The organism is Priestia aryabhattai B8W22 (genome assembly GCF_000956595.1).
Classification (GTDB): domain Bacteria; phylum Bacillota; class Bacilli; order Bacillales; family Bacillaceae_H; genus Priestia; species Priestia aryabhattai.
On record NZ_JYOO01000036.1, the window covers coordinates 12,856 to 32,101 of the forward strand.

Below are 19,246 nucleotides of genomic sequence, written 5' to 3' on the forward strand. Positions count from 1 at the left end.
AAAGTTTCACAATTTCTCCAAACTTTATAGCACTTGAATAAATAGATACAAAATATAAATCAACATTACAGACGTACAAAGTAGTAGCGTCTCTAACACGTGAGAACGCTTCTTCTTTACTTTAACACGAGGGGCAGACGGTTGACGAACGTTTTGAGGCTTTGTTCCTCTACTTTTTGCCCCTCTTCTTTTTTCGACCGATAACACCTCTGTTTTCATTTCTTTAGCTGACTTATACTTTCCCGTAACCGCTTGATACAAAACATCTCCGAAAGGTTCTAACTGCTTTGTTGTTAATATAAATTGTTTTAATTGTTCAGCCGGTTTGTCTGTTTTATTAATTCGCTTGCCATAAGCTGCGTGAATCAAAACCATGGATACAGCAAACAAATCATAGGTCGGTTCTGCTTTTCGGGAGCCAAGCCCCCAGTGCGCTCGATCATAAAAGTCGGTAAATTCTTTGATTGACCGCCCTTGCAGAGTTGTTCCTCCGACGTCAATCCATCGAACTTTTACGGGGTTAGATGTTACGACCAGGTTTTCTGGTTTTAAATCGCCAAATACCCACCCTTCTTCATGAAGGTTTTCTAAGTCTGTTAAGAGCTGACTTGCAAATACTTGCAGCCATTCTGTCCCTCTTGTTGAGATAAAAGAAAGGAGAGGCTGCCCTTTCACATACTCCATTACATAGAAAGAAAGAGCGTGAGAACCATAGCTCCAATCATCTACATCCAGCAAGCGCGGTCCTAGCACTTTGTCTTTGACTTGAGACAACTTTTTTAATACATTCACTTCTGCTGTAACGGACATGTTGGAAAAGCTTATTTTTAACGCCGCTAGCGTTCCGTTGACTAATTGAACCAAGTAGACAACTCCGGTGGCTCCCACGCCTAATTTCTCAAGAATTTTATAATGGACGTGATGCCATTTTCCTTGAATTTCTGTTCCCGGAGATAGGTTACATACCTGATTCTTCAATGTATTGTTCATTATTTTTTAACAACCCTCTCAATGAGCGCTTTTTGGTGAAATAATGAGTAGCCTCTTTGATAGCCGGTCCAGTAGGCGTAATACCTCCTGCTGTTAGTTTTGGAAAAATCGTTGAAAGCGACTCTAATCTTGGATTCCAGTCCATTAGCTTCTCTACATCTTTCTTTTTCCCAGGAAATAAAAAGATTGAAAATTGATTATGCCCCATGCGAGCATTCAAGCTTAACGATAAATCTAACAGCGACTCCTTTACAGTAGGAAGCTTATTTTTCATACTTCCGCTCATGTCAACTAAAATAAGAATCTCTAAGTCAACCGTTTCCCCAAGTTCATCAACAACTTCCATGATTTCTCCTCGCTTCTCAGGAGATAACTCTTCTAATCTTGAATTAGAGGAACCTAGAATTTGCTGAAGTTCTTTATTTACAACACCTTGAAGTGTTTGCGTCATTGCCTGCCTTGTAACCATTTGAACAGTTTGAGACAGCTGTTTTACGTAAACAATTTGGCTAACGCCACCGCCTGACATAGCAATGCCTTCTATTTCATTCGTGCTTTGCTCATCAATTGTGTCCTCTTCCATCACACCAATAACGTTTACACTAATCCCTTGTTCTTTAGCTAGTGCTGCCATTGCTACCGGATCTTCACCTGTATTCGAACCACCGTCTGTAATTACCAACATCTGTTTCAATGTACCTTTTTTCATAAAAAAATCCCCTCCTCATTATCAGTATTAACATGATAGACGAGGAGGAGATAAAATATACTTCTATCTAACTATTGTGCTTTTTTACGATAAGCGTAAGAAGGAATCGATGACCATTTCGGGGTATTGTGCTGAAGTTTGGCCACAACTACCGTCATATCATCTTCAATTAAACCTGATTTTGTTCGAATAACTTCTTCCATAATTAAGTCTGCAATTTCTTGTGGATCATTTGTTTGAAGCTCGCCAATTTTTCGCTTCATCCACATTTCGTAGTTCTCAACGTGTTTCGGTCCTTCAAATACGCCGTCACTCATCATAATTAATAAGTCTTCCGCCTTCATTTGTTCATTCACAACATCTACTTCAAATTCTTCGATAATCCCCATTGGCAAATTGCTTGCCTGTATTTTAATAACCTTATCTCCGCGTTTGATGAAGCTTGGCGTGGAACCGATTTTCAAGAAATTTACATTAGCATCTTGTAAATCAATCATCGCTAAATCTAAGGTAGAAAAGATCTCATCGTTTGTACGCAGCGATAAAATAGAGTTAATCGATTTAATTGCAATTGTCTCTTCTATTCCTGTTTGTAAAATTTGTTTTAACAGCTGAAGCGTTTCGCTGCTTTCATAGTGGGCACGCTCTCCATTTCCCATGCCATCACTAATAGCTAATGCATACTTACCGGCGTTTAGCTCAATCATGGAATAGCTGTCACCGGATACAAACCCTCCGCCTTTAGCAGCGTGTGCTACGCCTGTATCAACAACGTATGCTTTTGTACAGCCAAACGAAACGTGGCAATAGCCTTGAGGATATTTAGCACATTCTTCGTTCTTTACTACGATACTTTCACCTAAAATATCTGTAAGCATTGGCGCAATAATTTTCTCGCATTCTCCTCTTCCGTGACAATATGGCACCCACATTTCAATATCTACATTTCCAGGTTCTAAGCTATAAATTTCAATTTGATTGATTTCCATCCCAAAGTTACGAAGAGCTTCTAAAATCTGTTCTTCTTGTACATTTAAATTTTCTCGCTCTCGCTTAATTTCTTTTGCAAAATTCCCCATGACTTCAGAGACACCGTGAAGCTGTTCTGCTACAATCCTTCTACTTTCTTGAATTTGGGCTTTTAAGTGCTGATTGGCTTTAAAATACGTCAGTTCATGCTCAATCACATCGATGACTTTTTTCGATTTCACACAATGTTTGTCCATCTCTCGAATTAGCCTTGGATTTTGTTCAAGAGTACCATTATCAACTTCAAGCATAATTTCCTTCATATATTCATAGGTTGTATCAAACTGCTGTGCCCAACATTGTTCTTTTTTAAAACAAAACTGGCACGTCCTTTCGGTAACGCTGCTTAAGAAATAATCAACTTCTTTATCCGCGCTTGGCTTTTCATCATAAAATCCATTTTGCGTAAAGCTTTTGGAAAGTGCTTGAAAAACATTTGAGAACTGTTCTACGCGATTCGCTGTTACATCTCGGATCTTACGCACGTACTGCTGTTGTTCAAGCATATTTTCAGATGTCCCTGGTACTAGTTTACTTAAGTTTTTCAACACAAAAGATGGGGTTAATAAAAATAGGACAACGGCCGTCAGTGATTCATACAAATTAGTCGTCAATCCTTGATCTGCCTGAGCATATAGGCCAATTAGCAATGAGCCAACAACCAGCCCCAGAGCTGCTCCTAGCTTTTTACCGTCTTTTAAAAGTCCTCCAAGCAAGCCAGAGAAAGCGAGTAAACTCATTTCATACAAACTAGAAACGTTCGCGAAACTTAAAATTAAACCGGTTACGACCCCTACCGTAGCTCCTATCGTAGGGCCAGATACAAACGCAAAAACTAATACTAAGTAACGAGATAATATATGTTCAGCGGAAAGGCCGTAAATCATCCACCCTATTGTCCCCGTCATAACAGATGCCAACAAAATAATAAGAGAAATCACTTCTTCTGTTTTTAATGATTGTTTTCGCTTTCGGTATGAAATTAAAGGCACGCTTTGTAAGAAAATCATTGTTAAGATAAAGCTCAACCCTGCTTCTACTGCCACAAATGTAAAATCATACATGGTGAATTCCTTGGTAAACACATAAAAAATAGTTAGTTTTGTAAGTAACATCGCGGTAAATACAGTAAATGGCAGCTTCTTTAACGGATCCATTGTCAGTATGCCGCTAAATCGATGAATTAGTAAGAAAACAAATAGTGTAGCAAATACGGTACCTCCATTTTGAATGGAAACACTAAATGCCCCTGCCAATACGGCTAAACTTGCTAACGGTGCTTTTTCTTTCTTTATAGCCATTACGGCTGCAAAGAATGGCAAAGCAAATGGCATGATTTTCATTAAAATTAACGCTCGTCCTAATAAAAAACCTACGACTAGCAGCAATAATCCCCATTGAAATAACACCTTTTCCGTTTTCATACCCGCCTTTGTAAATACACGGGACATTTCTAATCTAGTTCGGTTAAATACCGCCTCTGTTGTTGGACTTGCAAAATCTCTTTCCGTCTTTTGCATTCTCCCACCACCCGCTAATTATACTTATTCGTTATTATATCGCGGCGAAAGGTGAAATTTTGTCAAACGGACTAGCAAAATACCTATAATCGTTCGACTATTTTCTAGTATTATATTGAAAACTATACAAAAAGATGTACAATCTTACATGGCGATTTAAAAAATATGAGAGATACTGTTCGCCTAAGAGAAAGCCTATGCTCATCATTCTTTTTTAAAAGCAAATAAAAGTCTATAATAATATAAAAAAGTTATTGACAATAACCTTACTTTTTTATATTATTATAAATGTCTTTTAGAGAACGTATAATGGCGGTGTAGCTCAGCTGGCTAGAGCGTACGGTTCATACCCGTGAGGTCGGGGGTTCGATCCCCTCCGCCGCTACTCGAATAACGGCCCGTTGGTCAAGCGGTTAAGACACCGCCCTTTCACGGCGGTAACACGGGTTCGAATCCCGTACGGGTCATCAAAAAGCATGTACAATAGTACATGCTTTTTTTCTACTCTTTTTTACATATAAAAAAGCACCTTTTAGATAAAAGGTGCTTTCCAAAAACTCGCTATCTATTTGATATAAGCAGCAAGTTAACCGCGTTTTGCACCGCGTCCACCGCGTTTTGATTCGGTATGGCGTTTTAGGGAAGATAAACGTTCTTCACTGTCTTTTAAGAAACGATTCATTTTTTGTTCGAATGTTTCTTTTGTACGGAAATCATTACCGCCACCACGATTGTTATTACGTTGTGGGCGTGAATCACGTGGACGGTCTGAGCGTGGCGCTCTTGCAGGACGCTCTGGTCTTTCTGGACGTTCTGGTTTGTCTACCGCTTTCTTAATTGAAAGACCAATTTTACCATCTTTCTCAACGTTAATTACTTTGACTTCAACTTCGTCGCCCACTTTTAAATGGTCGTTAATGTCCTTTACGTAATTATCAGCTACTTCACTGATATGAACCAAGCCTGTTGAACCTCCTGGTAGCTCAACAAAAGCTCCAAAGTTCGTAATACCTGTTACCTTTCCCTGTAACTTGCTGCCTACTTCGATTGACATAAAAAAAATGCTCCTCCTTAAATGATAAAAGAAATCAATTTATTATATTATACAAAAAGCAAAAATACACTGTCAACGAACCATACGTTTAGTCTTTTTTTACATTAAAGATAATTTCCCCGTCTTCTGATAAAAAATAATCTCTGCGGGCAATCTTTTTAATATAATCATCGTCATTTAACTTGACGATTTCACCTTTTAACTGTTTTTGCTTGCTTTGTAATTTTGTCAGCTGCTGTTCTAATTTCACCTTCTCAGCTTTTTTGTTCTCAATAGCTGAGGTTTGCGTAATTAAAGCTGATACCATCAATCCACCAATGATTAAGGCCAACACTCCGAAAACAGTCAAACGCCTAATTAAACCGATACGCTTTCGATCTGTATTTTGTTTAATTTGCTCTTGTTTATGGCTATAATCAGTATTTAACTTCGCGACCTTTTTTTTTCGTATCGCACTCATTGAATTAGTCGTCCCCCTTGTTTTTTAAAGTGTTCACCCATGCAACGACTCTCATTATCATATTCTTTGCACGATTGTAAATTCCTTCTATATACCGAAAACCCATATGTAAAAATCGTTTTACAGGTTTAGGCAACATTCTCCAAAATACGAAAAGAACCCACCTGGCCGGTACGTAAATAAGCTTTAGACAGAATACGAGCAGCTTATGAACAGCTCGGTAGATCCCTAAAGCGACTACAAGTAGAATATGAATAAAGAAGCGGATAGGCTTGACCAAAAAAATATTACTAAGTGTTAAAACACCTCGATATAAACTTAATACGCTCGAGACAGTAAATGTTAATACTTTTAAATACAGTGATTGAAATAAGCTTTGATACGCGGCAAAGCCGCAAAACAAAGCAAGAAACGCATACAAACGCAGTTCTCCTTCATTCACTAAAAACAACACATAAAAAATGAGAAGAGCTTGCACCATCCAAAACAATACGTCATTCACAAATACAAACCATGGGCGTGATTTAGAGCGATTAACAAAGTAACGATAAGTATCGAGAGAAGCACCTAAACCGCTTCCCATCGATACCATCGCAAGCATTGTATAGAGCTGAATGTTTAAACTCATCGAAACAACTTACTAAAGAATCCTTTAGCCTTCTCCGATTGGTTCTCATCTAAGTAAACTATATCAAAGATTTTTCCTTTTATCGATACAATTCCTTGATCAACGTCTAAATTTTTCATTTGCAGATTTTGCCCTCTAACTGACAAGAAACCCATCACTGTTTCAAGTAAAAATTCCTCATTGTCAAAGCTCTCTACCTGCTTCACACCCGTGATATCTAAGAGACGCCGACCCTTCATCACTAAATCATGATTTGGAGTATGGTCTTTGTTTGAATTGCTTGTTTCGTAAAATTGGCTCATATCTTCATCCCCACCTCATTCATTAAGAGCATTCGCTCTTGTTATCTGTTGTTTAAAACATATGAATGAGAAAGGTGATTTAGAACAAGCCTTCATCAGTTATACTTCAGATGAAATACGCTCTTCTTTGACAATTGAGTACAAATTAGCCGCTTCTTCTTTTTTAGCTGCTTCTTGAAGAGCCTCTATTTTAACGGTAATTTTCTTCGTACCAAATGTGATGGCTAATTCATCTCCTACTTTCACATTTGTGCTTGCTTTTGCGACGATACCATTAATCGTAATACGGCCCTTGTCTGATACTTCTTTTGCTAATGTACGGCGCTTAATTAAACGTGATACTTTTAAAAATTTATCTAACCTCATAATTCCCTCACCTTTCTGTTTTACAAACCTGTTTTTTTGGCTTCTTCCCAAAATTCATCTAACTCTTTTAACGAAAAAGATTCAAATGATTTTTCAGAAGCTTTCACTTTTTCTTCAATATATTGAAATCGATTTAAAAATTTTGTATTCGTTTTAGCTAATGCAGCTTCAGAGTCAATTTTATAAAATCTTGCAATATTCACTAAAGCAAATAAAATATCTCCAAATTCATCGCTCATTTTTTCTTTATCAGCATGCTGTACTTCCTCTTGGAATTCAGCAAGTTCTTCCTGTACTTTTTCCCACATAGGTTCAACTTCTGACCAATCGAAACCAACTTTTGCAGCTTGTTTTTGGTACCCGTGCGCTTTCATTAAAGAAGGCATAGCCCCGGGTACAGAAGCTAATAGAGAAGAAGGTTCCTCTCCTTTTTCTTCTTTTTTGATTTCATCCCAATTTTTTAAGACCTCATCTGCATCCTTCACGCTCACTTCCCCAAATACGTGCGGATGGCGTCTTACCATTTTCTCTGAAACACTGCGAATAACATCATCAATTGAAAACATTCCTTCATCTTCACCGATTTGTGCATGAAGCAATACTTGCAGCAGTACATCACCGAGCTCTTCAATCATATTATCGTCATCTTGGCGGTCAATTGCATCTAATAACTCATAAGACTCTTCTAGCAAATAGCGCTTGAGCGATTCATGCGTTTGTTTTTGATCCCAAGGACATCCGTTTGGCCCTCTGAGCGTGGCAATAATCCTTCTGAATGCGTCAAATTGATGGTATAAAATTGTTTCGTCCGCTACTGGAGGGACATAGATAGTTGTTAAGTTATTGAGCGACATTTCTCTATCTAATTCATACAGCTTGACCGGCTGGATTTTTTCTTCACAGCTTCCCGCTGCCGTTACAATGTAAACGAGATAATCATCAGGAACGTGTTCCATCAGCGTTAGCTTTACCTCTGAAGCAACGAACTGATCGTACACTTGAGCAATTAGAACATGACCCGTTAATTCTATTTCGTTTCGCTTTAAATCTGTTCCGTCTAGCAGCTGAAACCCTTCAATAGGATCAATCTTTAATGCCCCAAAAATTGGGTCTAAGAAGCTTTGTCCCCCTTTAATTTCAACAGGAATGCTGCATTCTTTTCCTTTTTGTAAAAGTAATTGAACCGTACGTTCTGCCACTAAAGGGTGCCCGGGAACGGCATACACCACTTCTTCTATTGAAGCTTTATCGATTAAATCATTTGATATATGTTCATATACCTCTTCAAATGCATCATGAGATTCGTATACGTCATCATAGGATACATACGTTAAACCTTCACTTTCTAACTCTTTGATTACAGGATGTTCTTTTGTGCGCATATAAATATGCTTTTCCTGCTGTAGCAAGCGATAGATACCTACAGGTAGCTGCTCTAAATCGCCTGCTCCTAAACCAATAACTGTTACTTTACCTGTCATTGCTTCACCTTCTTATTTATTTTTTAATACATATTTAGCTAAAACACTTCCCATTGGAAGTAAACGTAATTCCTCTTCGGTAAAAATATGTTGTTTCATAATGATAAACAAATAAAACAAACCGCCTATTAAAACACCAGCTCCTGTTTCAACCACTTGTTTGCTTGTATCTAAACCATTAGACCATACAAAGTGATGTAAACAAAATAAATAGCTTTGCAAAAGAACGACCATTGCTATGCCTGTTATAAAAATACCTCCACTCGCCTTTTTCGGAACAAGAGGCACAGCTAGCTTTTTATACAGACAAAATAGATTGATTGCTGCAACAATAGCGAATCCAGCAGAGGAAGCAATGGCTGCTCCTACGGTTTGAAAATCTGGTATTAGCCAAAGATTCAATATCAGTTTAACCGTCATGCCAGCGATGACGGCTATTACAGGTGCGAAAACAGCTCCCATCCCCTGCAGCACAGCTCCAGCAGTTGCTGCTACGGTTGTAAATATAACTAACAAGCTCAAAATTTGTAAAACGTCCGTTCCGTGGGAGTCACCGTATAGAAGCATATTAATGGGTTTCATCAGCGCAATCAAGCCAAAAGCTGCTCCAACTCCGACTACAAGCGATAGACGGAGAGACAGCTGAACTTTTTCAACCACAAATGAAAGGTTCTTTTTCGCAATTGCTGAAGAAATAACGGGTACAAGCGAAAGCGAAAAAGCTGTACCTACTACTGTACCTAATTGAATCAACGGAAGACCGCGGTCGTAAATACCTTTTAAAATTTGTGCTGCTTCTTCAGCCATGCCGTGCGCCGTTAGACTAGAATATAAAGTAAAGGAGTCAATAAGCTGGATAAACAGCAGACCCATACCGCTAACACAAATTAATAAACCTTGAATAACCAGGACTTTTACTATTTTTTTGACGTCTGCTTTCTTTATACGTTGAAACATTCCCTTAGAATTTGTCTTTGTTCTAAAAACAAATAAAAACAAAACAATAAGAGATGTTAGACCGCCTGTTATGGAGCCAAAAATTGCTCCAGCCCCCGTAGTATAAGGACCATACCCATGGTGCACAAAGAAAATAGATAGATACAAAATAGTCCCTACTCGCACAACTTGTTCTGCGATTTGAGACAGCGCTGTAGGAAACATATTATATAATCCTTGATAATAACCACGAATAACAGCAATAAACGGAATAAATAAAAAGGAAAATGAAATAATTTGAATGAGAATCGTTAACTCCCGATCTCCCATCCATTCGGCGATTGTTTCTGCAAAGATATATTGGAACGCAAATATCGTGCAGCCTACTACAAACAAAAAAGCAAACGAAACTTGAAGTATTCCCCGTATTTCCTTTCTCCGATTTGTTGCCGCATAATCAGCTACTAACTTTGAAATAATTACAGGGAAACCATATGTACCTAGCTGTAGCGCAATTCCATATAGCGGATAAACTTGCTGATAGATATAAAACCCTATATCTCCCGCAATATGGTGATATGGAATACGATAAGTGGCACTTAAGATTTTCGTAAATAAACCTGCGAGCGTTAAAATAATAGCGCCGTTAAAAATAGAATAGAGCTTTGATTGTTTCTGCATTCCTACACCTTTCACCTGCAGCTTGTAATGATGTGAACAGCTCTTTTTATTAGCCGCTAACCGCAATAGAATAGAGCTTTGTTCTTATAAAACATCCTGCACTTTCCAATAAATAAAATACCGTACCATTATATCATGTTCTCTTTATTTCTAAGGTAAGACAGCATGAAAAAAGGCAGCAGAAACTGCTACCTTTTCAGTAAATAATGTAAAATAAAGATAATTACGCTTACTGCTCCATTTGACGAGATAAGAAGCTAGCTGCCGTTTCGGCTGCTTTATGCTCTACTTCACCAAGAGACTTCTCTTTTGAGAAAATGACAACGGCTCCAATCGGATCTCCATTTGCAATAATCGGACCGATTGTGTAAGAAGAAATATTTTCTTCGTATCCATCGACAAATTCAAGGTTTTTCCCATCAGTTACTAAAGAAGAACTGCGACTTTCCATAACAGATTCTACTAAAGAACTAATGTTTTTATTTAAGTATTCTTTTTTAGAGCTTCCTGCTACCGCAATAAATACATCGCGGTCACAAATAAGTACAGGATGACCTAAGCTATCGTATAGCGCTTCGCCATACTCTTTTGCAAAATCTCCTAGTTCACTAATTGGCGAATATTTCTTTAAAATAACTTCTCCATCGCGATCGACGAAAATCTCTAGCGGGTCTCCCTCTCGGATGCGAAGTGTTCTTCTAATTTCTTTTGGAATCACAACGCGACCCAAATCATCAATACGACGAACAATACCTGTTGCTTTCATTCATTGAAGCCTCTCTTTCATATGATGATTAAAATAGTTGGTGAATATCACTGATGGCTATATGATAAAAGGTTCACCTTTGTTGAGGTTAGTATTCTTCACTCTACAACTTCTATTCACCAACCATCTCTTTTTTTGTTAAAAAGTGTGCTTTTATTAAAAAAATGTCCAAAAAACCGCCAAAACATGGGGATTTGGATATTTTTATTTTGACTATACAAAAGAGGCTGGGACATAACTAACTAAACCTATCCCGCAGGAGTCTTCGTATTGCCCCCCAATCACCAGCTAGAAGGAGCCATATACATGAAACTTGCGTTCACCATATCAATAAAAAAATCCGAACGAGTTGGATTCTTTACCAAGAACCTCAATTCATCGTTCGGATTTTCCTTTAACTAAAATACTTTTGTCCTTGCCTGCTTTAATTCGTAACTTGTTCTTTTTTAACAGTGGCTACTCCTTTTACTAACTGATACACAATATTGAGCCATTCTTTTTGAGCAAGTCCTTTTACGTTAACCACTAATTTTACTTTCTTGCCTTCCATACCTAAGCTGACCATTCTGCCAAATTGATCACCTAGCATGAATAACTTTTGGCCGTCTATCGTTGAGCTCGCTTCTTCAGAAAGCAGAATAGAAATTTCTTGTTTTGACTGAAGAATAGATTCTACTAAGTTCTGCGTTGCATATACTTTTGTTTCAGCTACTTTAAACAAATACTCAACCTCAGCCGGATACTCTCCAAAACGATCAATCATTTCATCTTGCAATTCTTGAATATCCTCTAGTGCTTCAATTCCTCTAAAGCGCTTATACATCTCAATTTTCAAGCGGCCGTCTGTAATGTACTGATCAGGGATATACGCGTCTAAGTCCAGATTCATTTCCACATTAAATTTCACACTTTCTCCGTCAGACCCGCGTCTTTCCTCTATCGCTTCTTTAAGCATTTGTGAGTAGAGATCGAAACCGACAGAATCGATAAATCCATGCTGCTGAGCACCCAGTAAGTTTCCGGCGCCACGTATTGAAAGATCACGCATAGCAATTTTAAAACCAGAACCTAATTCGGTGAATTCTTTAATAGCTTGCAGACGCTTTTCAGCTACTTCTGTCAGTACTTTGTCTTTATGATACGTAAAGTACGCATATGCCACGCGATTTGAACGACCTACGCGCCCTCTTAATTGATACAGTTGTGATAATCCCATCTTATCAGCATTGTTGACAATGAGCGTATTTACATTTGGAATATCTACTCCTGTTTCGATAATAGTTGTACTAACAATAACGTCATATTCGCCTTCTAAAAAGCTTAAAATAACCGCTTCGAGTTCTGTTTCATTCATTTTTCCGTGAGCATACGTTACCCTAGCATCAGGCACGAGCATCGAAATTTCTTCTGCTTTTCGTTCAATATCTTCTACGCGATTATATAAAAAGTAAACTTGGCCATCACGTGCTAACTCGCGCTCAATCGCTTCACGAACTAGAACCGGATTATACTCCACTACATATGTTTGAACCGGAAAACGATTTTCAGGCGGCGTTTCAATAACAGACAAATCCCTTACGCCCAACATAGACATATGTAATGTTCGTGGAATAGGTGTTGCCGTAAGTGTAAGGACATCAACGTTTGCTTTCATTTGCTTGATTTTTTCCTTGTGCGTTACACCAAAACGCTGCTCTTCATCGATAACTAACAACCCTAAATCTTTATAAATCACGTCTTTAGATAGTAAACGATGCGTACCAATCACTACATCTACGGTCCCGTTTTTTAGCCCTTTAATTGTTTCCTGCTGCTGTTTACGGCTGCGAAAGCGGCTCAATAGCCCAATGTTGATTGGATAGTCTTGAAAACGCTCACGGATGGTTTCATAGTGCTGCTGAGCTAAAATAGTGGTTGGCACTAAAATAGCCACTTGTTTTCCATCTGTCACAGCTTTAAACGCAGCACGAATGGCTACTTCTGTTTTTCCATATCCAACATCTCCACAAAGCAAACGATCCATTGGTCTTTCATGTTCCATATCCTTTTTAATTTCTTGTACAGAACGAAGCTGATCTTCGGTTTCTTGATAAGGGAAAGCTGTTTCAAATTCTCTTTGTAAATCGCCATCCGGGGAAAATGCATAACCTTTACTTGCTTCACGCTCTGCATACAGTTTAATTAAGTCATCAGCGATGTCTTGAACAGAAGACTCAACTTTTCGTTTCACTTTCTTCCAGTCATTTCCGCCAAGTTTATATACTTTTGGCTCTTTCCCTTCAGAGCCTACATATTTTTGTACTTGATCAATCTGTTCAACAGGAACGTACAGCTTGTCAGAGCCTTCATATTTGATATGGATATAATCTTTATGGTTACCGTTAATCTCTAACGTTTCCATTCCTAAATAACGGCCAATACCGTGGTTCACGTGAACGACATAGTCACCTACGTTTAACTCTGAATAGCTTTTAATACGTTCTGCATTGGAAAGCTTTTGACGACGCTTTGATTTCTTTACCCGTTTTTTAAACAATTCTTCCTCGGTTAAAACAGCTAATTTTTGCATCGGCAGTTCAAAGCCCATTTGTAAATCGCCTTCAATAATTTGAACAAGACCTGGCACAAGCTGACCATTTCCATCTAAAATAGATGAATCAATATCATAATCTGCTAGCACACCTTCAAGTTTTTTCACGCGCTCTTTATCTGCTCCTAAGAGGACTACCGTATAATTAGCATTTTTCCAACGTTCAATTTCACTTTTTAATAAGTTCATTTGGCCGTAAAACTGCTGCATCTGCTTACATGAAATATTAATAATATTTTGCGGACTCGTATACGATACGTGCTTCAAAAATAACGATAAGTATAAAAACTGATGTTTTGCTCGCTGAATAAGAGATGGGAGCTTATGAGATAATTGAACGTCTCGAACAATTTGCCCCTGTCCTAATAATTCAGTTATCCATTCAGCTTCCTCTGTTTCAAGCTGATCAGACGTTTCTTGAATTCGAGTGGTTTCATCAAAGATGACAAGGCCGCCTTCTGGTAAATAATCTAGTAAACTAGCAGGCGATTCGTAGAAGAATGATAAATACTTGAACATATTTTCAAGAAGCTGACCTTGACGCAGCTGTTCGATTTCACCTTTAATATTTTCTGTTAAGGTAGCTTTTAGCGCTGCGTTTTTTACTTGTTGCAGCGTCGAAGCCAGCTGTGCTTCTAGTTCTTCAATTCCTTGGGCCACTTCATTTTGGTTCACAATGATTTCCGTAGCAGGACCGATTGAAATTTCTTTTAACTGCTCTTGAGAGCGTTGATCCTCGATTGTAAAAGTACGAATGGAATCAATCTCCGTATCAAATAGTTCAATTCGGACAGGTAGCTCTTCTGTTAACGGATAGATGTCAATGATTCCTCCGCGCACACTAAACTCACCCGGAGCTGAAACCATCGATGCCCGCTCATAGCCCAACTCAACTAACCTTTTTAAATAATGATCAACGTCGATGTCAATTCCCATTTGAAACGGCAGCTGCGTTTGCTCCCATCTTGCTTTAGGAGGTAGCAGCTTTCGAATCCCTGCAAGCGGCGTTACAACTACTCCACCTGTATGTTGACTCCAATAATTGAGTACTTCAATTCGCTGAGCCTTTAATTCTGGACTTGCAATCCCCACTTCTGTAGCAACTAAATCGTTAACAGGGTATAAGAAAACGTCTTTTTCCGGTAAAAGGTGTAAAAGGTCTTCATACACTTTTTGGGCTTGATATAAATTATGAGTCACTACTAATAAGGGGTATTTTTTATCCTCATTTAAGAGTGCCATTAATACAGATCGAGCTGAACCGGAAATTCCCGTTACTAACTGTTCTTTCAAACCTTCTTCTAAACTGCTGACAACAGCTCCAATTTCTTTATTTTCTTCAAATTGCTGTCTAATCCCTCGCAAAGGAATTCCCTCCTCCCATGATATGTCTAAACTAAACAGAAAAACGCTTTGGTTTGAGACCAAAGCTTTTTATTGTATAAATGTTTCGTACTGATGATAGTCTGGATTTCGTTCTAGCGCTTCTTGACAGTCTTCACAAATAATTTTAACCACGATGTCTCCACTATTATGGTAGTGAATAAAGTCTTTTCGTTCATCTGCGGTCAGGTGATTAAAACCGAGTGCTTCTGTATTGTGAGCTGTCTTTTCTATCATACCGACTTTTGCGCCACAATGTCTACAGAAATAATGAATAGACATACAAATCCTCCCAAATCTTTTAGTGTTAGTATGGACGATTGAGAGAAATTTTATTCCGCTTAATTATAGCGATTCATTACTTCTAAGAACGTTTTACCTAAAAAGTCTTCACTCGCGTGCACAGACGTTTTCATCGCTTCTTCCATATGAACCATTTCATCTTCTGTAAAGCGTCCTAGTACATAGTCAACTACTTTCATACCGTTTTTCGGACGATCAATTCCAATACGAATTCGGTTAAACTCTTGGGTTTTTAAATGCTGAATAATTGATTTTATTCCATTATGGCCGCCTGGACTTCCTTTTGTACGCAATCTTACTTTTCCGCACGGTAAATCTAAGTCATCGTAAATAACAAGCAAGTCTTCGACGTCTATATCAAAATAGTCCATTAACGGGCGAATACTTTCTCCTGATAAATTCATATATGTTAGAGGCTTTAATAATATGACTTTTTCTCCTCTTATTATACCTGTTCCATATATTCCGTTAAACTTTGTTTTATCTAATGAAATCATAAACTGTTCGGCAATTTTATCAATTGCCATAAATCCTATGTTATGGCGAGTACGGTCATATTCTTTTCCAGGATTCCCTAAACCAACGATTAATTTCAAAATAGATACTCCTTTCCACTCTATGTAAGTTGTACATAATAGGTAAATGTCTTTAATGTTTTACATTACTATATAGTATCACTTTTATTATAATCAATTCACACAAAAAGACGTAACCTTTTGGTTACGTCTTTTTATATTATTCTTCGCTATCTTTTTCTTTTGTTGCTTCAACATCGCCTTCAGCATCCTGAACTTCGCCGCTGTCCGGCTCTTCTTCCTGTTGAGGAGGTAGTACAGAAGCAACTGTATCTTCTGCATCATGCGTAATTTCTAGCTTTTTATCTACCTTAATATCCCCTACTGTAATTGTATCGTTAATTCCCAAATCTGATACATCTACATCGATAGATGATGGGATATCTTGCGGCAAGCCTTTTAATGAAATTTCATATAGAGACTGCTGTAATACGCCGCCTTCTTTTGTTCCTTTTGCTTCTCCCACTAGAGATAAAGAAACTTCAGTATCAATTTCTTTCTTCATGTCGACCACTTGGAAATCGGCGTGGACAATTTCGTTTTTTAATGGATCGGTTTGAATATCATGTAACATTACGGAATATTTTTGCTTGTCCACTTGTAATGTTAACACTCCATTGCGTCCTGCTTCACGAATAGTCTTAATAAAATCAGCACTGTTTAAGTAAATAGGTGTGGATTCTGTTTTATTTCCGTAAACAACCGCTGGGAAGTTTCCTTCGTCGCGAATTTTTCTATTTGTAGAATTTTTAAAATCCGTTCTTTTATTTGCTTGAATTGAAATACTCATTTTATTCACCTTCCAGTATGTTTTCTACTTAAAATGTACCCTTTTTAGAAGGCTGCTAAACATAAAACTCGTTTCAATCAGCAATATATCTTTGCTCACCCCGTCCAAATCCCTTTAAAATCAGGGATTAGCACATTTAATTTTTTTCAAAAAAAACCTCTTTCCATTCGGAAAGAGGTTCTGTTTATCAATCAAATAACGTACTAACTGATTGCTCTTCGTGAACACGAATAATCGCTTCACCAATTAACGGAGCTACTGAAAGTTCTGTTACTTTACCAATTTTCTTATCTTCTGTTAAAGCAATAGAGTTTGTTACAGCTAGCTCTTTGATTGTAGAGTTTTGAATACGCTCAATCGCAGGGCCTGAAAGAACCGGGTGTGTACAACAAGCATATACTTCTTTTGCACCTGCTTCAATTAATGCACTTGCACCAATTGTAATTGTACCAGCTGTATCAATCATGTCATCAATCAAGATTGCTGTTTTTCCTTCCACTTGTCCAACAATGTTCATAACTTCTGCTACGTTTGGACGTGGGCGACGTTTGTCAATGATAGCGATCGGCGCTTTTAGACGTTCCGCTAAACGGCGAGCACGCGTTACGCCACCGTGGTCCGGAGATACAACAACAACGTCATCAAGGTTTTTACTCTTGAAGTATTCACCTAAAATTGGCACACCTACTAAATGGTCAATTGGAATATCGAAGAAACCTTGAATTTGAGGAGCATGTAAATCTAATGTGATAATACGAGTAGCTCCCGCTTTTTCAATGATATTTGCTGCTAATTTGGCAGTGATTGGTTCACGTGCACGAGCTTTACGATCCTGACGAGCATAGCCATAGTAAGGCATAACGATGTTAATTGTTTTAGCTGATGCACGTTTTAATGCATCAATCATAATTAATAATTCCATTAAGTGTTCGTTAACTGGAGCACTTGTTGATTGAATGATAAATACATCACAACCACGGATACTTTCTTCAATGTTAATTTGAATTTCACCGTCACTGAAACGATCAACCGAACATTTACCTAATTCCACACCAATTACTTTTGCGATCTCTTCAGCTAAAGCCTTGTTTGAATTTAGCGTAAATAACTTTAAATTTTCATCAGCATATACATTTGACATTTTATTGTGAAACCTCCGTCAGGATTTTTTATTAATATCAAGCTTTTCAGCATAGTTTTCTTTATTTACTTGTTTTGCACGAGCAATTGATAATGCTTTTCCCGGCACATCATCCGTTACGGTTGAACCAGCTGCAACATAGGCGCCTTCGCCAATTGTTACAGGTGCAATTAAGTTTGAGTTACATCCTACGAATGCCCCATCTTCAATCTTTGTTAAAAATTTATTTTTCCCATCGTAGTTAACTGTAATAGATCCGCACCCTAAGTTTACACCTTTTCCGACCTCTGCGTCTCCAATATAACTTAAATGAGAAGCTTTGCTACCTTTGCCAAAAGATGCTTTTTTAATTTCTACAAAGTTTCCTACGCGCACTTCATCTCCAATTAATGATTGAGGACGAATATGTGCAAATGGGCCAATTGTGACTTCGTGACCAATTTCACTATCGTGAGCAACAGAATGGCGAATAGAAGTATTATTACCTATTTTGCAGTCTTTAATTTCACTGTTAGGTCCTACTTCACAATTCTCTCCAATTACAACTGTTCCTTGAATAACCGTACCAGGATAAATAACCGTATCTCTGCCAATGACAGCATCTGCTGAAATGTACGTGTTAGAAGGATCCACAATCGTCACTCCATTTAACATATGCTGCTTGTTGATGCGCTTTTTCATTGTTTCTTCTGCTTGTGACAGAGCAAATCGATCATTAACGCCCAATGTTTCAGCAAAATCGGATGTTTGATATGCAGAAATAATTTGACCTTCATTTTTTAGAATTTCGATAACATCAGGTAAATAGTACTCTCCCTGAACATTATCATTTGAAACTTTTGAAAGTGTCTCAAATAATTTCTCATTATCAAAACAATACGTACCAGTATTAATTTCCTGTACAAGACGCTCTTGTTCTGTGGCATCTTTATGCTCAACAATCTTTTCAACAGAGCCTTGTTCATTTCGAATGATGCGTCCATATCCTGTTGGATCTTCTGCATGAGCCGTTAAAATAGTTGCCATTGCATTTGTTGCTTCATGATGCTTTAATAAAGATTCAATTGTTTCAGCTGTAATAAGCGGAGTATCTCCACATACAACAATTGTCGTACCTTTTTCATGTGCAAGTAAAGATTCTGCTTGCATTACTGCATGAGCTGTTCCTAACTGCTCTTCTTGTAAAGCAAATAAGCTTTTATCTCCAACATGTGATTTCACTTTTTCGGCACCGTGACCTACAACTGTAATTAAATTTGTTAAATCTAAGCGTGATAACTGATCAATTACGTGTTGCACCATCGGTTTGCCACACACAGGGTGTAACACTTTATATAAAGATGACTTCATACGTGTACCCTGACCAGCTGCCAATATGACTGCATATCTTTTTGACATAACAGGCCTCCAATTTTACCTTTTTATCCATTAAGAATATTATATCAAAAATGACAGCATTTCAAGGAATCATTTATAAGTCATGAATTTTATTTTTTGGTAATGCTAAAGTTTTACAAAGGTGTGAAATTATATAAGTGGTAA

The 19,246-nt window shown here is 37.9% G+C and carries 17 protein-coding genes and 2 tRNA genes; 2 read left to right on the forward strand and 17 right to left on the reverse strand.

Annotated features, from left to right (window positions below; translation table 11 throughout):
* Nucleotides 1-24: 24 nt before the first annotated feature.
* From N178_RS21590 to spoIIE, 3 genes are all read right to left on the reverse strand, one after another.
* On the reverse strand, nt 25-990 hold the full coding sequence (locus N178_RS21590) for a protein kinase domain-containing protein (protein ID WP_034263697.1): 966 nt from the start codon (nt 988-990) through the stop codon (nt 25-27).
* A complete protein-coding gene (locus N178_RS21595; RefSeq protein WP_013054881.1) occupies nt 959-1,699 on the reverse strand; it encodes a VWA domain-containing protein in 741 nt (246 codons plus the stop codon). The genes N178_RS21590 and N178_RS21595 overlap by 32 nt, the downstream gene beginning before the upstream one ends.
* Nucleotides 1,700-1,770: 71 nt before the next feature.
* Nucleotides 1,771-4,248, reverse strand: a complete 2,478-nt coding sequence (gene spoIIE / locus N178_RS21600; RefSeq protein WP_045294805.1) for a stage II sporulation protein E — start codon at nt 4,246-4,248, stop codon at nt 1,771-1,773.
* Nucleotides 4,249-4,559: 311 nt separating this feature from the next.
* On the opposite strand from spoIIE, the gene N178_RS21605 reads away from it, so the two are divergent.
* Nucleotides 4,560-4,633, forward strand: a tRNA-Met gene (locus N178_RS21605).
* A 10-nt stretch (nt 4,634-4,643) separates the two neighbouring features.
* Nucleotides 4,644-4,715 (forward strand) — tRNA-Glu (locus N178_RS21610).
* Between the two features lie 119 nt (nt 4,716-4,834).
* Here the strand turns inward: N178_RS21610 and N178_RS21615 are convergent.
* From N178_RS21615 to glmU, 14 genes are all read right to left on the reverse strand, one after another.
* Complete coding sequence (locus tag N178_RS21615) at nt 4,835-5,302, reverse strand: S1 domain-containing RNA-binding protein (protein WP_013054879.1); 468 nt, start codon at nt 5,300-5,302, stop codon at nt 4,835-4,837.
* 88 nt (nt 5,303-5,390) lie between these two features.
* The gene (locus N178_RS21620; protein ID WP_045294807.1) at nt 5,391-5,762 is read right to left on the reverse strand and encodes an FtsB family cell division protein; all 372 of its coding nucleotides are present in this window, start codon (nt 5,760-5,762) and stop codon (nt 5,391-5,393) included.
* Nucleotides 5,763-5,766: 4 nt separating this feature from the next.
* Complete coding sequence (gene yabQ, locus N178_RS21625; protein ID WP_045294809.1) at nt 5,767-6,390, reverse strand: spore cortex biosynthesis protein YabQ; 624 nt, start codon at nt 6,388-6,390, stop codon at nt 5,767-5,769.
* Nucleotides 6,387-6,692: a sporulation protein YabP gene (gene yabP, locus N178_RS21630; RefSeq protein ID WP_013054876.1), complete on the reverse strand. Its 306-nt coding sequence runs from the start codon at nt 6,690-6,692 to the stop codon at nt 6,387-6,389. Before yabP ends, yabQ begins: the two co-directional genes overlap by 4 nt.
* Nucleotides 6,693-6,791: 99 nt before the next feature.
* Nucleotides 6,792-7,058, reverse strand: coding sequence for an RNA-binding S4 domain-containing protein (locus N178_RS21635; RefSeq protein WP_013054875.1), 267 nt, complete (start codon nt 7,056-7,058; stop codon nt 6,792-6,794).
* A 20-nt stretch (nt 7,059-7,078) separates the two neighbouring features.
* Entirely contained in the window at nt 7,079-8,539 is a 1,461-nt protein-coding gene (gene yabN, locus N178_RS21640; RefSeq protein ID WP_045294811.1) for a bifunctional methyltransferase/pyrophosphohydrolase YabN, read from the reverse strand.
* Nucleotides 8,540-8,551: 12 nt separating this feature from the next.
* Nucleotides 8,552-10,156, reverse strand: coding sequence for a putative polysaccharide biosynthesis protein (locus tag N178_RS21645; RefSeq protein WP_045294814.1), 1,605 nt, complete (start codon nt 10,154-10,156; stop codon nt 8,552-8,554).
* A gap of 229 nt (nt 10,157-10,385) precedes the next feature.
* On the reverse strand, nt 10,386-10,922 hold the full coding sequence (gene spoVT / locus N178_RS21650; protein ID WP_028412643.1) for a stage V sporulation protein T: 537 nt from the start codon (nt 10,920-10,922) through the stop codon (nt 10,386-10,388).
* 424 nt (nt 10,923-11,346) lie between these two features.
* Entirely contained in the window at nt 11,347-14,877 is a 3,531-nt protein-coding gene (gene mfd, locus N178_RS21655) for a transcription-repair coupling factor (RefSeq protein ID WP_045294815.1), read from the reverse strand.
* A gap of 69 nt (nt 14,878-14,946) precedes the next feature.
* Complete coding sequence (locus N178_RS21660) at nt 14,947-15,177, reverse strand: anti-sigma-F factor Fin (RefSeq protein WP_013054869.1); 231 nt, start codon at nt 15,175-15,177, stop codon at nt 14,947-14,949.
* A 59-nt stretch (nt 15,178-15,236) separates the two neighbouring features.
* Nucleotides 15,237-15,794 (reverse strand): aminoacyl-tRNA hydrolase, encoded by a 558-nt coding sequence (pth, locus tag N178_RS21665; RefSeq protein WP_052942422.1) that lies wholly within the window; start codon nt 15,792-15,794, stop codon nt 15,237-15,239.
* A gap of 139 nt (nt 15,795-15,933) precedes the next feature.
* Entirely contained in the window at nt 15,934-16,563 is a 630-nt protein-coding gene (locus N178_RS21670; RefSeq protein ID WP_028412640.1) for a 50S ribosomal protein L25/general stress protein Ctc, read from the reverse strand.
* A gap of 187 nt (nt 16,564-16,750) precedes the next feature.
* Nucleotides 16,751-17,704 carry a ribose-phosphate diphosphokinase gene (locus N178_RS21675; RefSeq protein ID WP_014462059.1) on the reverse strand — a complete coding sequence of 318 codons (954 nt, stop codon included), beginning with the start codon at nt 17,702-17,704 and terminating at the stop codon, nt 16,751-16,753.
* Between the two features lie 18 nt (nt 17,705-17,722).
* Nucleotides 17,723-19,102, reverse strand: coding sequence for a bifunctional UDP-N-acetylglucosamine diphosphorylase/glucosamine-1-phosphate N-acetyltransferase GlmU (gene glmU, locus N178_RS21680; protein WP_014462060.1), 1,380 nt, complete (start codon nt 19,100-19,102; stop codon nt 17,723-17,725).
* Nucleotides 19,103-19,246: the final 144 nt, after the last annotated feature.